Below are 13,647 nucleotides of genomic sequence, written 5' to 3' on the forward strand. Positions count from 1 at the left end.
CTAGTATACATAATATACTAAACATAAACCATTTTCAAGTAGTTAAAAGAATTTGTAGTAAAATTTAAACCTTTTTCCTATGTACTTCATAAGTAATTATTTCCTATTAAATCATATATATTCAACTTATATTTTAATATCTAATTTTATCAAAACCTGTATTGTAATTCATATTTTAGCACAGGTATTTAAACTTTGTAAATATATAAATTCATACCAATAATCTATATATTTTTCATTGTTTGTATATAATTTCCTATAAGGTTAAATTAATGTTAATCAGTATAAACTATTATTCTTCGCTAATTGTTAAATTCCTTGTTTATAACTTTATTTTTTATTAAATAATGTAAAAAGTTATTCACATTATCCACATTTCCCATTGTACAAACTCTATATAGAATATATGGAATTCAATCACTATTTATGACGATAGAAGTTTATAAAAAGTTTCATCAAAAACAAAAAAATTTTAAAAAAATTTTTTAGGCAAAATAAAAAAGGCGGTTTCCCGCCTATTCAGTAGTTATTGCATTTACAGGGCAGCTACCCTCTGCCTCCTTCGCATCGTTTTCTGCGTTTTGCGGCACTTCATCGCCGATAACATGAGCCTTTCCATCATCCCTCATCTCAAAAACCTCAGGGGCAATGGATGGGCAAAGACCACAGCCTATACAAGCATCCTGATCAACCTTAGCCTTCACTTTATCAACTCCTTATATTTTTATATAACCATGTAGTTATATTTTTTCCATATAAATATATTTTAAACATCAGTCAGTATAATCATTAGAAAAGGATACTACAGCATTTAAAATCAAATCTCTTGCGCTTTCGTAGCTGTTTTTATCAGATATTTCAAGTTTTATAACATTATACCCCTTTGTTTTTTCTAAAGTATTTGTAACTATGTTTAATTTTATATTTTTATCTGATAAATTATTTTTAATCTTTAAAGCCCTTTCATATTCCCTCTCGTCGTTTTTTCTAAGCCTTAAAAGAATTGTATTGCTGTTTATGACGCTCCTTCCTTCGTCTATCTCAAATATATAATACTTAGTATATTTTTTTATGCTCTCTAATATTTTTTCATCTTTTTCATATTCATCATTATATTCAATTATGACTGCATCCCATCCGTATTCATTAATCTTTTGCTTAACATATGTTAGAGAGGAATTTAATTTATTAGAAGGAGTTTTAGTATAGAAAATAATTCCTAAGGGTTTATTTTCTTTAAAAGCGTATTTTTGAATTCTTAATGCTATAATGGAAAGATAAAGTATTGATAAAAAAGTAAAAACAGCAATAACAGCTATAATAAAAACTTTAAAATTCTTCAAATTTATCACCATAAATAAAAGCTCCATATAAAATATATGAAGCTTTTATCTTTAAAATGATTATTTGAATTTTATATAATAACTCCATTTCGAATCAATATAATTTCCTTCTAAAACATAAATTACCTTTGAGCCAAGGCTGTCAGTTACTGTAACATAGGTTTTGCATGTATTGTCGTTGTACTTTCTTGTATCTATCAATATATAGTAATCATATTTTTCAGCTTCCTTAGGAAATTTTACTGTTATGCCCTTATTATCAATACTTTCTATCATCTTTTTTTGTTCTATTGAGGTTATATATTTTGTGACAAGGAAGTCTTTTCTAATATCAACAACAGCTATTTGCCCCTTTTGTATGTTTGTTTTTTCGAATATTAAAGATAGCAGAGATTCATAATACTCAGATACATGCTTAAAGTTTCCTTTTTTCATAAGACGGTTTATAAATTCATCTTCAATAGAATTATCTACATGATAGAGCCTTCCTTTATCATCGTAAAGATTTGCTGTACTTTCATCATCAATTCCTGCGATGTACTTAAAGCTTGCAATGGACTTAGACTCGCTGTAAAATTCAAAGGTAAAGTCGCTTTCAAGTCCGCTGTCAGATTTTGCATCTTTAGCTTCAAGTATTGTATTGCTGAATCTTTCTATGGTTTTTTTATCTATAATTGTGTACTTGCCTGCATATTTGTTGTTTGTTACAGTTATTCTTTCTATGTCTTTATTCAGCCCTAAGGACATAAGATTTTGATTTTTTTTACCTCCAATACAGGATGTAAATAAAAAAGGTATAATAAGCAAAAGGATTATTTTTTTCATAAGCTCACCCTTCTATTATTTTTCCCATGTAATAGGTATCATAATATTTGCCATCTATAAAAAGCGATTTTTTAAGATGCCCCTCTATTTCAAAGCCATACTTTTTATAAAGATTAATCGCCCTTTCGTTATCAGTCCTAACTTCGAGGGCTATTTTTTTAATCGCGCCATGTTCTTTGACCCATTTTAAAAAATATTCAATCATACAGGAGCCTATTCCAAGGTTCCAATAGTCCTTTAGTATATATATCCCCATATCTCCCCTGTGCATTATTCTCTTTCTATGGGAGGCTATAAAGCTTAAAATTCCAACTATCCTTCCTTCAACTATTCCAACTATTAAAAGACAGTTGTTTCTGTGCCTTATGTTTCTTATTAGTATTCTTTCCTCTTCTTCTCCGTAATAGTAATCATTTATTCCAAAGGTTAAATTGTCCGTCTCTCCTCCTATCCTGTCTGATAGGCAGACAATTTCCCATGCGTCCTCTTCCCTTGCCCTTCTTACTGTTAAAGTTTTTCCGTTTTTTAAATCATATATCATATATACCCCTCCATATTTAGTGTATATAAAAAAACAAAAAAAGTACAGACTAGCTGTACTTTAGTCATGAGAGGCAGGAGACTTAATTATTCTATCAAAATTATATATTATTATACCTCCAACAAGTGCAAAAATACATATGAATTGGGAGGTTGACAGAATACCAACATTTCCTCTTGGGTCATTTCGTAAAAACTCTATTACAAATCTTCCAATGCTGTATAGTATCATATAAAGCCCTGCAACTTTTCCGTCATCTCTTTTTTTAGATGCAAAAAACAAAAGAGCAGCAGCTATAAGGAAATTTCCAAAACTCGACATCAGCTGTGTTGGATAAAGGGGTATGTTATTTGGCGCATAGTCGGATATTTTAAATATAACTGCAAAGGGGAAGTTATGAGTTTCACTGCCGTAGCAGCAGCCTGCGCAAAAACATCCAATTCTTCCTATGCCTTGTCCTAATGCAATTGAAGGGGCTAAAAGGTCAAAGTGCTTTATAAAGCTTATATTCTTTACCCTGCAGTATATATATGCTGCAACAGCTCCTCCTATTATAGCTCCATATACAACAAAGCCCTCTGTAATCATATATTTTATAGAGGATGGATCTTTAAAAATAGTAGGCATTTCAGCTATAAAAAATAAAAGCTTAGCACCTATTAGTCCCCCTATTATGCCGTATAGAGCTATATCTATTAAATAATCAGTATTAAATCCTCTTTTTTTGCCTCTAAAAAGTCCGAGTAAAAGGGCACAGGCGATTGCTGTTGCCATTAAAACTCCGTAGGAATATATAGGGAAATTGCCTATTTTAAAAAGTATAGGATGCATAATAAAACCCCCGATTTATAAACCCTATTCCCTTATAATTTATACTATTTTTTTTTATTTGTCCATAGTTTAATAAGGGTTAAATAATTTTTTTTTAATTTTATTATAGCACTATACATAAAATAAGTAAAATTAAAAGCATTATTAAAAGGCGGTTTTTCCGCCTTAAGGTTTTGGAATCATTATACATCCTGTATAGGGATTGTAAAACATCGTCCAAATTCCAGCATCCTTTCCTTTTATAGCGAACCATTTTGCAAAGCCTGTCATTCCCATGTAGGGCTGTTCATCAGAAGTTGGTTTTCCTTCAATTCCATAGACAATTGCCTTAACTTCTCCAGTGTTATCGTATTTTATTCCGAAATAATAGTGTCCAGCCTTTTTAATATATTTTATATAGTTGATATAAGGATATGCCATTAAAGGATGATATATTGTGCAGTAATATGGATAATTAGAATCCTGCACCGTTTCGTAATCCTCTTTAAAGGGTATCTTCCACCATCTGCAGCCCTTTAAATCTTCGCACATATCACCGGCTTCTTCATATTCCTTTAAAATTTTATGAAAAGATTGTGCATGGGTTCTTCTCTTTTTCCCTTTATCCCCTCTCGTAAATTCATATACTTCATCATCATAATCTTTTTCCTCTTTTATTTCTTCTCTATCCTCATTTTCTTCATTTATTATATTGTCCTTTTGGTCATCTTTTTTCTCTTCTTCATCCCTTTTATCTTCTTCTTTATCCTCTTCCTTGGTTTCTTCCCTTTGAGCATCAATTTTTATTTTTTCTTCATATTCTATAAACTTTCTTGCATCATCATCTATTTCTACCTCTTTAATTTCTTCTGCTTTTTCTATTTTTTCTTCAACATCCTTTTTATCTTCCCTTGGCAGCTTATCTCTCCATTCTATTTTTTCCTTGCTCGCATATCCTGTAAGGGGTGATAATATATTGTGCCCTTCTACTATTACCGCTGAAACTAAAAATTTATCTATGGTCATACCTGTCCCTGCAATATCCTCTTCTTTGTATTCCCAAAAGGTCTCTCCTCTTCCGGTTTCATCAACGCTTATCTCCCCAAGCCTTGCCACAACTGCAGGGTTTTTGCTGACATCTATCATGCAGCATATATATGGACCCTTTGCCTTTATAAGATTTTGAACATAAACTGTGATTTTACATTTCCCGTTTCTTGTTTCTATTTTTGTATATCCTGTGGGCTGCTTGTCAAGTGCAATACCAAACCCCTTATCTTCTTCCTGAAATATTATAAAATAGCGATTGTATTTTTTACTTGTCACTATTTTCCCTCCTAATTCTCCTTATCATTATAATATATGAAGAACAGGAAGGAATGTGAACTAAATTTTTCAAATTAGCTTTTTAATCTCATCAGAAAGTTTTCCAAACTCCTCGAGGCTTAAGGTTTCTCCCCTTCTTAAGGAGTCAATTCCGGAATTTTTAAGGGCGCATTTTAATTTTTCATCCCCAAGTCCTAAGGGTTTTAAAGCATTCCAAAGAGTTTTTCTTCTCATGTTAAAAGCGCTCCTTATAACCCTGAATAATAGTGCTTCGTCAAGAACTTTTATTGAAGGTTTATCTTTAATATCCATCCTTATAATCATAGATTCAACCTTAGGCTTTGGAATAAAGCAGTTTTTAGAAACCTTTGCTATTTTTTTTACATCGCAGTAGTAGCTGCAAAGAAGGGATAAGGAGCCGTACTCGCTGCTTCCTGTCTTTGCAATTATTCTATCGGCAACTTCCTTTTGTATCATAAGCGTCAGGCTTTTTATGTTAGTTTTCTGGCTTAAAATGTTTGTTATAAAAGGTGTTGTAAGATAATAGGGAAGGTTTGCCGCAACCTTTACATTTTCAAGATTTTCCTCTTCAATCAATCTTTTAAAATCAACTTTTAAGGCATCACCGTGTATTATTTTTATATTTTCATAATTTCCCAAGGTTTCCTTTAAAATTTCAATAAGGGAATCGTCTATTTCAACAGATACAACCCTTTTGCAGTGTTTTGCCATTGCCTGAGTGAGGGTTCCAATTCCAGGCCCTACTTCAATTACGCAGTCCTCCTCTTGTATCTGCGCCCCTTCTATAATCTTGTTTAAAATGTTTTCATCTATAAGAAAATTTTGTCCAAGGTTTTTATTGAATTTAAATCCGAAGTGGTTTATTATATCCAAAGTTTTAGATGTTAGACTCATATCAATTCCCCTTTACTTTTTTTATAGCCGTTTCATATTCCTGCCTTGTTATTCCATATCTATTTAATCTGCTTAGAAACTGCTTGGCGTTTCCATATCCTATTCCCAGCTCTGCACCTACCTTATCCCTTAAATCTGAAGCTTTTTCATCTCCATTAAGGCCGTATTTATATAAATCCTCCATAGTAAACTCTTCTCTTCCTGAAACTTCAGTTTTAACCTTTGATAGAGCATCCCTTATATCCTCAGGGGAGGCGTTTTCAATTCCTATATCCCCGTTTTTTGTTGCTTTGTTTTTGGGAAGGAAGGCATGTTTACAGCCTGGTACCTTCTCGCTTATTGTTTTTCTTATCCTCTCTCCTGCATAATCGGGGTCGGTAAATATTATAACTCCTCTTTTTTGCGATGCTGTCTTTATTTTTTCAATAGTTTTATCTGTAATTCCAAAGCCGGATGTTGCGATAAGCTCTGCGTCTACTGCTCTTTTTACAGCAGTAATATCATCCCTGCCCTCAACTACTATTATCTCTTTAATCATTTTTACCTCCGCTTAATTTCTTTGTAATTTATATTATACCAAAAAAAGATAAGGCGCAAACCGCCTTATCTTATAATATATACATCTACATATTTTGTATTCCAGTTCCTATATTCTTTAGTCCCTGGATGAAAATAAAGGTCGATAATTTTGCCCTTTACTGCGCCCCCTGTATCTTCGGCAATAGCAAATCCATAGCCTTCAACGTAAAGCTTTGTACCAAGGGGAATAACTCTTGGGTCTACCGCAACGGTGCTGTATCCATCAGGATCCCTTCTTACCCTTGTTCCTGATCTTGTAATTCCAAAACCAGGATCTCCAGGATTTTTGCCCGTTGAAGCATAATCAGCAGTATAGGATGTTGCCTTCATTACAAGCTTTCTTGTATAGTATACCTTATCGCCTCCACGGGAAGGGATAAACCAAGATAGGGTTCCAACTGCAATTAGTTTATCAATAGGCGTTTTCTTAATCTTTTCATCAGTCTTAACCCTTAAAACCTCAACGCCGTCTTCATAAACTACCTTCGTTATTATGTCCTTTTCTCCTGCAGCACCCTCCTTAAGCACTTTAACGGTTCCCTTTGCAAGATTGTCATCGCTTCTTTTAACTGTCTTAAAGGGAATTTCAACAGTTGTAACAATAGTTTCCTCTTTAACTCTCGTTACTTTAATGTCTAAATCCTCAATGATGTTTGATGATAGGGTTGGAACTACCTTGTCGCTTTGATTTAAAGCTATTCCTTTAGACTTTAAAACCTCACTAACTGTGTCATAGGCAGTATAAATTTTCTCAACCTTTCCATCATACCTGACAGTTACAGGTACTGCACGTTTTATAGAAATTTTCATGTCTTTTTTAACTGAGCTGTCAAGGCCTGGTAATATCCTGTCCCACTGACCAACTTTAATATTAGCTGAATTTAAAACATCTTTAACCTTTGAAGCATTAGTAGTTATTTTTATTGTTTTGCCATCTACTTCAACATAAACATCTTTTTTCATTCTTTCCATGGAAACAAAAAAAATCACTAAAGTTAAAAGGACAGAGGCTATTAGCGCAGGTTCTGTTAATAGCTTTCTTAGCTTTAGCAATGCAAGTCTTCTATCGTTTTCCAATATTTTACCTCCTTTCCAGATTGGAGTATTCCAATCCTGCTGGTACTTAATATAACAAATGCCTCAATTGGCATATATACGCTTATATAATAAATTATAACCAAATATGATTCCTTTATTCATCGCCAGCTTCGGAGAGTAAAATCATAACTATTATATAACATATATCACTTTTTTATTAGCCTTATATATAACAATATATGTTTATATTCAAATAAATTCTTTTGTTTTAGCAAATTATGCCTCTTATTCTTACTATAGCTTCATGTAGCTTAATTAAAATTCAGATTGCTATATTTTCGACAAAATATATTCCATTTCATGGATATTTTTTGTTAATTTTTAACATTATATCTTCTTTAAAAGCAAAATAAAAGGTGCATTACTGCACCTTTAGATTAAACAGCCTTGCTGCATTTTCATAGGTTATGCTGCAGGCTTTTTCATAGCTTATATTTCTAATATTTGAAACCTTCTCTATTACATAGGGAAGATAGGAGGAATCGTTTCTCTCTCCTCTATAGGGCACGGGCGCCATATAGGGGCAGTCAGTTTCAATTAAAATTCTATCCTCTGGTATTTTCTCTAAAACCTCGAGGGCTCTCTTTGCATTTTTAAAGGTTATAACCCCTGTAAAGCCTATGTAATATCCAAGCTTTACGGCCTCCATGGCGCTCTCATAGCTTCCTGAAAAGCAGTGCAAAGCCCCTTTAACTTCTTTAAACTCAGAAAGAACTTTTAAGGTATCCTCCATGGCATCGCGGCTGTGTACTACAACAGGAAGGTTTAGGCATCTTGCAAGGTCCATCTGCTCTTTAAAGCATTTTATCTGAGCTTCCCTGTCGTATCCTTCATAGTGGTAATCAAGGCCTATCTCTCCTATTGATAGTATTTTTCTGTTTTGTGCTAAATCCCCGATTTTATTTATGTTGCCCTTCAAATCCTTTGGAAACTCTGGGTGTATGCCAAGGGCACCGTATATAAAATCGTGCTTTGATACTATTTCAAATACCTTTTCAATCGATGCCATGTTGGAAGAGCAGTTTAAAACCGCACTAACGCCGCTTTTTTTAATTTTATCAATAACCTCTTCCCTGTCCTTATCAAAGGCTTCATCATCATAGTGGGCATGGGAATCGAATATCAATTATCTCACCTGACTTCCTGTCTCTATGTCGTTATCTACTGTTGCAACAAAAAGCTTTGAATCGTCAGGAGTTGAAGCTGCAAGTATCATTCCATAGGAGTCAACTCCCTTAAGCTTCACAGGCTTTAAATTTGCAACAAGTATTACTTTTTTGCCAATAAGCTGATCTGGCTCGTAAAACTTTGAAATACCAGATACAACCTGACGGATTTCTCCATTCATTTCAACCTTTAGCTTTAAGAGCTTGTTTGAGCCCTTAATTTTTTCACATTCAACTACTTTCACAACTCTAAGGTCTATTTTATCAAAGTCATCTATAGTTATTTCGTCCTTTATTTTTTCCATTTCTATCTTCTTTTCGCTTTCCTTTTGTGCTTCCTTTAAGCTCTCAAGCTCTAAAAGCTTTTTCTCAACATCTATCCTCGGGAAAAGAATCTCTCCTCTTTTAACTTCAGTTTCATCAGGGGTTTTGCCAAATTCTGAAACTGTATCCCATGTTAATATGCCGCTGCTGAAATTAAACTGACTGTTTATCTTTGCACTTGTATCTGGAAGGAAGGATGATATAAGAATCGATACTATTCTTATGCTCTCAACAAGGTTGTATAAGACTCCTGCAAGTCTATCCCTCTTTGTTTCATCCTTTGAAAGCGCCCAAGGCATAGTCTCATCTATATATTTATTTGCTCTTCCTATAAGTCTCCATATCTCATCCATTGCATCGCTTATTCTAAGATTATTCATTAAATCTTCAACTTTAACTGCAACTTCAAGGGCAGTTTTCTTTAAGCTCTCATCATATTCACCCTCAAAACTTCCCTTTGAAAGTTTTCCTTCAAAATACTTTTCAACCATGGTTAAAGTTCTTGAAACTAAGTTTCCAAGGTCGTTTGCAAGGTCTGAGTTAATCCTCTTTATGAACATCTCGTTGTTGAAAAGTCCGTCTGCTCCAAAGGGTATTTCCCTTAAAAGATAGTATCTTACAGCATCAACTCCAAAGTGCTCAGATAGAACTACAGGATCAACCACATTTCCCTTTGACTTTGACATCTTTCCTCCGTCAACTAAGAGCCATCCGTGGCCGAAAACCTGCTTTGGAAGGGGCTCGCCAAGGGCCATAAGCATAATTGGCCATATTATAGTGTGAAATCTTACTATGTCCTTTCCAACAAGGTGAACATCAGCAGGCCAGTATTTTTTATAGTCAGAATCGCTTCCGCTTCCATAGCCCATTGCAGTTATGTAGTTTGAAAGGGCATCTACCCACACATATACAACATGCTTTGGATCGAATTCAACAGGAATTCCCCAGGTAAAGGATGTTCTTGAAACGCAAAGGTCATCAAGTCCTGGTTTTAGGAAGTTGTTTATCATTTCATTTTTTCTCGATTCAGGCTGTATAAAATCTGGATGTTCCTCTATATACTTTAAAAGTCTATCCTGATATTTTGAAAGCTTGAAAAAGTACGCCTCCTCCTTTGTCCATTCAACGCTTCTTCCACAGTCTGGGCATTTGCCGTCAACAAGCTGGGTTTCTGTGAAGAAGGATTCGCAGGGTGTGCAGTACCAGCCTTCATAGTATCCCTTGTATATATCTCCCTGGTCGTAGAGCTTTTTAAATATTTTTTGTACTGCTTTTTCATGGTAATCATCGGTTGTTCTTATAAATCTGTCATAGGATATGTTCATAATCTTCCAAAGTTCCTTAATTCCAGCAACTATTTTATCAACATATTCCTTTGGAGTTGTACCCTTGCCCTCTGCTATTCTTTGAATTTTTTGTCCATGCTCATCGGTTCCTGTTAAAAACATTACGTCGTAGCCTGTTAATCTTTTAAACCTTGCCATAGCATCAGCAGCAACGGTTGTATAGGTATTTCCAATGTGAAGTTTATCGCTTGGATAATATATTGGGGTTGTGATGTAATAGGTTTTCTTTTCCATAAAAGTTCTCCCTTCGTTTATATTTTTATATTAATTTAACCTAATTAACTATAAGACTAATATTTTGCTAAATCTTTTTTTGAATTTAGATTCCAATTTTTGTCATTTATATTCGTAATCCATACCATCATAATGGTAAGATACGCATAAAAACATAAGATTAATTGTATTTTATAAATTCAGCGGAATATGGAAAAAAGTATATTATCCTTTAGCGGAAGATAAATGCCTCCTAAAATGCAACAAAAAATTGAGTTTAATAGGCTTTATATTATTTGCTTATAACTTCTATATCTCAGAAAGTTGATTTTTATGCTCACAGCTATGAAGCTTTTAAGGCAGAGGTCTATTCATTAGGATTCAATATACAAAAAAGCCTCGTCCCTACATTGTCGTAGGGGCGAGGCATCGCTGTACCACCCTAATTCACCCATACCTTGCGGAATGAGCCTTAGTAGGTGACAATCATCACCCTGCGATGTAACGGTCGTACCCGTTGCAGCTTACTATGTTTCAGCTGCACTGCTCCAGAGCCATCTTCACATAAAGCTTCAATACCGGCTTTCACCTTCCCCGGCTCTCTTTAATTGTTGCTGTATGCTACTCTTTCCTTCACAGCACTTATAATTTCTATTTGTTTATATTATACGACAATTTTATGATTTATATAATAATTTGTCAAGAAGCATTCTAATAAACAATATAAATATACCAATGCTGTACCCTTTTAAAAAATAGATTTATTTAAAGGCCGATAGATTATTAATATAGTATGTCCTCTATAATAGTTAATATTCTATTTATATACAAAAGAGGCTTTACCAGCCTATATACCTCGATTTTATATTTTTGCCCCATTACATCCTTTTTATCTACTGATTTTAATATTATCTCCTCCTCTCCATCGTTATCAATATCGCAGACATCCTCAAGACACCTTACTTTATAGTTATATCTTCTTCCCGGGCGCTTTCCAAGGTTGTATAGCCTTTTTATTTTACCGTCTAAACCATAGATTTCAAGGTTTTGTACAGTACCACGGTTAAAGGTCATGTTGCTTCTAATTATGTGGGATACTATTATTAAATCATCAAACTTTTTTATATTAGTAGCATTTTCAATATTTATATATTTTTTATTTAAAAATTTAAATTTATTGTTGACAAATTCATAAGTGTATAGTATACTTTTACCATCCCCCTTCCCCATAACCTTTACGCTTCCGTCAATATAAAAGGTAATGGGAGTTATATCTTCTCCAAATTTACCAAAATATAATCTCTCTAAAGAAATTCCTTTCATTTTAAATATTTCTATGTTTCCATCCTTACCAAGAATAAGTGCTTCATCAAACCCGTCTTTATCTACATCACCGCATTTTAAGGATATTACATTTGATATTTTAACATCGCTGTTTCCGTATATTTTCCCGTTTTCATCAACAAGTACTATTTTCCCTGTTGGGCTTATGCCGCATAAATCCTTTGATTTTATAAACTTTCCGCTGCATATGAACTGAAGAGGAAGATTTACTGTATAAAGATACTCTCCATAAAGATAGTTTTTTTCTATGCTTAGTTTGTATACCTCTGTATATTTCAGCTTGTTTGATATTCTTATTAAATAATTTTTACCGCCTTTTTCGATTAGGGTTGTATATTTTCTTCCTAACGTCTTCATGTAAAGCTCATCCTGTGATAAACTCAAAAGCTTATCTCCCTCAAAGCTCTGGTAATATACATCGGAGGAATAAATCCTTTTAAGCCCTACAAGCCCTATATCGTTTAGTATAAAAAAGCTCAGCCACCTTATGCAGGATATTATGAGTAGTATATATGCTGCTGATTTTATATACTTTTTAGTCTCTAAAGCATCTTCCTTAGAATTTTTATATACTACCATTGTGTCTGAAGCTGCATCGTGAAGGGTTCTTACTTTTACGTCAAAGAGGGCATATATGTAGCCTATATAAAAAAAATCTGAAGCAAATCTTAGTATTTCTCTTTTCAGGCAGGTTTTAAAGTCATGCTTTGAAAGTTTAAGTTTTAAAGATATCATTCCAATAGTGCCGCCAAAAAAAGTAGCACTTAACGTCCTATAGAGGAAAAATATAAGCAATAATGATATGTAGCCTGAAATTCTAAAGGGAGCAAGAAAGTAGTATAGCATATAAAAAATTATATAATCTATTAAAAAAGAGGCAACCCTTGAAACTATAAAAAGATATTTCACTCTATCACCCCTTATCTTTTATAGTTTTCCCAGTTTGCCTTTTATTATCTAAAAAAATAGTAGCATATATAAACCGCTGCGAGGCTTCCAATAATATGTGCTATAAGAGATGCTTTAAGGCTGTGTCTTACATCCTTTACATTTACAGAGCCAAAATATATGGATATGGTATAAAATATCGTCTCCGTAGAGCCCATCATAACCGCTGCTATTTTCCCTTCTATAGAATCAACTCCATACTGCTTCATCGTGTCGGTCATTACTCCAAGAGCTCCGCTTCCTGAAAGAGGCTTTATAAGTATCATAGGAATTACTCCCTCAGGTATTTTTAATATTTTTGAAAGCGGCTTTAAAGCATATATAAAATAATCCATTGCACCGGATTTTCTGAATATATCGATTGCAAAGAGCATAGTCAAAAGATAGGGAGCTATACTGTATACAGAAGAAAATCCCTCCTTCACTCCTTCTATAAAAGTTTCATATACCTTTACTTTTTTTATAAAAGAATAGATTAAAATAAAAAGAATTAATAGCGGCAGAAAATAAACTCCTATGTTCATACTATCCTCCTTTTTTGCAGGACAAGTTTTAGGGTTTTATATATACCATTTATTTGTGAGCCTTTTTTGGAGGTTCTGAAGGGACGGTTACTTATTTTAGATAATATCTGAGCATTTTTGTGGGACTTTTTAAGGTTTTTCAGGGGACAGTTACTTATTTATTTTAATTAATTATTTTTAGAGGTATCATTCCCCCTAATTTGTTTGTGAATTATCAATAATAATTAACTGTCCCCCACAACCTCTTATCTTCACTTGATACCTTATTTGCGCATTATTTATGCGAAATAAGCAGCTGTCCTTCAAGAAAGTCGGAGAAAAGTTTATAATCTTTTCATATATAAA

At 33.5% G+C, this 13,647-nt stretch carries 13 protein-coding genes and 1 other annotated feature; all 13 genes read right to left on the reverse strand.

The features are described 5' to 3' along the window. Window positions 1-515: 515 nt before the first annotated feature. The 13 genes from B5D15_RS01195 to B5D15_RS01255 all read right to left on the reverse strand — a co-directional run bounded on the left by B5D15_RS01195 (window position 516) and on the right by B5D15_RS01255 (window position 13,302). The gene (locus B5D15_RS01195) at window positions 516-704 is read right to left on the reverse strand and encodes a ferredoxin (RefSeq protein WP_078695274.1); all 189 of its coding nucleotides are present in this window, start codon (window positions 702-704) and stop codon (window positions 516-518) included. A 69-nt stretch (window positions 705-773) separates the two neighbouring features. Next, a complete protein-coding gene (locus tag B5D15_RS01200; RefSeq protein WP_078695275.1) occupies window positions 774-1,355 on the reverse strand; it encodes a hypothetical protein in 582 nt (193 codons plus the stop codon). Between the two features lie 48 nt (window positions 1,356-1,403). After that, window positions 1,404-2,168, reverse strand: a complete 765-nt coding sequence (locus B5D15_RS01205; protein WP_078695276.1) for a YhfM domain-containing protein — start codon at window positions 2,166-2,168, stop codon at window positions 1,404-1,406. 4 nt (window positions 2,169-2,172) lie between these two features. Beyond that, window positions 2,173-2,709, reverse strand: a complete 537-nt coding sequence (locus tag B5D15_RS01210) for a GNAT family N-acetyltransferase (protein WP_078695277.1) — start codon at window positions 2,707-2,709, stop codon at window positions 2,173-2,175. A 60-nt stretch (window positions 2,710-2,769) separates the two neighbouring features. Next, a complete protein-coding gene (lgt, locus tag B5D15_RS01215) occupies window positions 2,770-3,540 on the reverse strand; it encodes a prolipoprotein diacylglyceryl transferase (RefSeq protein WP_078695278.1) in 771 nt (256 codons plus the stop codon). A gap of 165 nt (window positions 3,541-3,705) precedes the next feature. Then, complete coding sequence (locus B5D15_RS15225) at window positions 3,706-4,845, reverse strand: DUF7922 domain-containing protein (RefSeq protein WP_143287163.1); 1,140 nt, start codon at window positions 4,843-4,845, stop codon at window positions 3,706-3,708. A 69-nt stretch (window positions 4,846-4,914) separates the two neighbouring features. Further along, a complete protein-coding gene (gene rsmA, locus B5D15_RS01225; protein WP_078695279.1) occupies window positions 4,915-5,760 on the reverse strand; it encodes a 16S rRNA (adenine(1518)-N(6)/adenine(1519)-N(6))-dimethyltransferase RsmA in 846 nt (281 codons plus the stop codon). A gap of 1 nt (window position 5,761) precedes the next feature. Continuing rightward, the gene (rnmV, locus tag B5D15_RS01230) at window positions 5,762-6,298 is read right to left on the reverse strand and encodes a ribonuclease M5 (RefSeq protein ID WP_078695280.1); all 537 of its coding nucleotides are present in this window, start codon (window positions 6,296-6,298) and stop codon (window positions 5,762-5,764) included. Between the two features lie 65 nt (window positions 6,299-6,363). Next, complete coding sequence (locus B5D15_RS01235; protein ID WP_078695281.1) at window positions 6,364-7,416, reverse strand: ubiquitin-like domain-containing protein; 1,053 nt, start codon at window positions 7,414-7,416, stop codon at window positions 6,364-6,366. 382 nt (window positions 7,417-7,798) lie between these two features. Beyond that, window positions 7,799-8,563 (reverse strand): TatD family hydrolase, encoded by a 765-nt coding sequence (locus B5D15_RS01240; protein WP_078695282.1) that lies wholly within the window; start codon window positions 8,561-8,563, stop codon window positions 7,799-7,801. After that, window positions 8,564-10,507, reverse strand: coding sequence for a methionine--tRNA ligase (gene metG / locus B5D15_RS01245; RefSeq protein WP_078695283.1), 1,944 nt, complete (start codon window positions 10,505-10,507; stop codon window positions 8,564-8,566). It abuts the gene before it with no gap. Between the two features lie 393 nt (window positions 10,508-10,900). Continuing rightward, window positions 10,901-11,132, reverse strand: a binding site (T-box leader). Between the two features lie 137 nt (window positions 11,133-11,269). After that, window positions 11,270-12,739 (reverse strand): RDD family protein, encoded by a 1,470-nt coding sequence (locus B5D15_RS01250; protein WP_078695284.1) that lies wholly within the window; start codon window positions 12,737-12,739, stop codon window positions 11,270-11,272. Between the two features lie 44 nt (window positions 12,740-12,783). Continuing rightward, window positions 12,784-13,302, reverse strand: coding sequence for a spore maturation protein (locus tag B5D15_RS01255; protein ID WP_078695285.1), 519 nt, complete (start codon window positions 13,300-13,302; stop codon window positions 12,784-12,786). Window positions 13,303-13,647 lie beyond the last annotated feature (345 nt).

Origin of the sequence: Caloramator quimbayensis (assembly GCF_900167605.1) — a bacterium.
Classification (GTDB): domain Bacteria; phylum Bacillota; class Clostridia; order Clostridiales; family Caloramatoraceae; genus Caloramator_B; species Caloramator_B quimbayensis.

Excerpts from the sequence above, each read along its gene's own strand:
- B5D15_RS01200 (WP_078695275.1), bottom strand. The coding sequence starts at position 1,355 with ATGGTGATAAATTTGAAGAATTTTAAAGTTTTTATTATAGCTGTTATT.
- rsmA (WP_078695279.1), bottom strand. The coding sequence starts at position 5,760 with ATGAGTCTAACATCTAAAACTTTGGATATAATAAACCACTTCGGATTT.
- B5D15_RS01205 (WP_078695276.1), bottom strand. The coding sequence starts at position 2,168 with ATGAAAAAAATAATCCTTTTGCTTATTATACCTTTTTTATTTACATCC.
- B5D15_RS01255 (WP_078695285.1), bottom strand. The coding sequence starts at position 13,302 with ATGAACATAGGAGTTTATTTTCTGCCGCTATTAATTCTTTTTATTTTA.
- lgt (WP_078695278.1), bottom strand. The coding sequence starts at position 3,540 with ATGCATCCTATACTTTTTAAAATAGGCAATTTCCCTATATATTCCTAC.
- metG (WP_078695283.1), bottom strand. The coding sequence starts at position 10,507 with ATGGAAAAGAAAACCTATTACATCACAACCCCAATATATTATCCAAGC.
- B5D15_RS01210 (WP_078695277.1), bottom strand. The coding sequence starts at position 2,709 with ATGATATATGATTTAAAAAACGGAAAAACTTTAACAGTAAGAAGGGCA.
- rnmV (WP_078695280.1), bottom strand. The coding sequence starts at position 6,298 with ATGATTAAAGAGATAATAGTAGTTGAGGGCAGGGATGATATTACTGCT.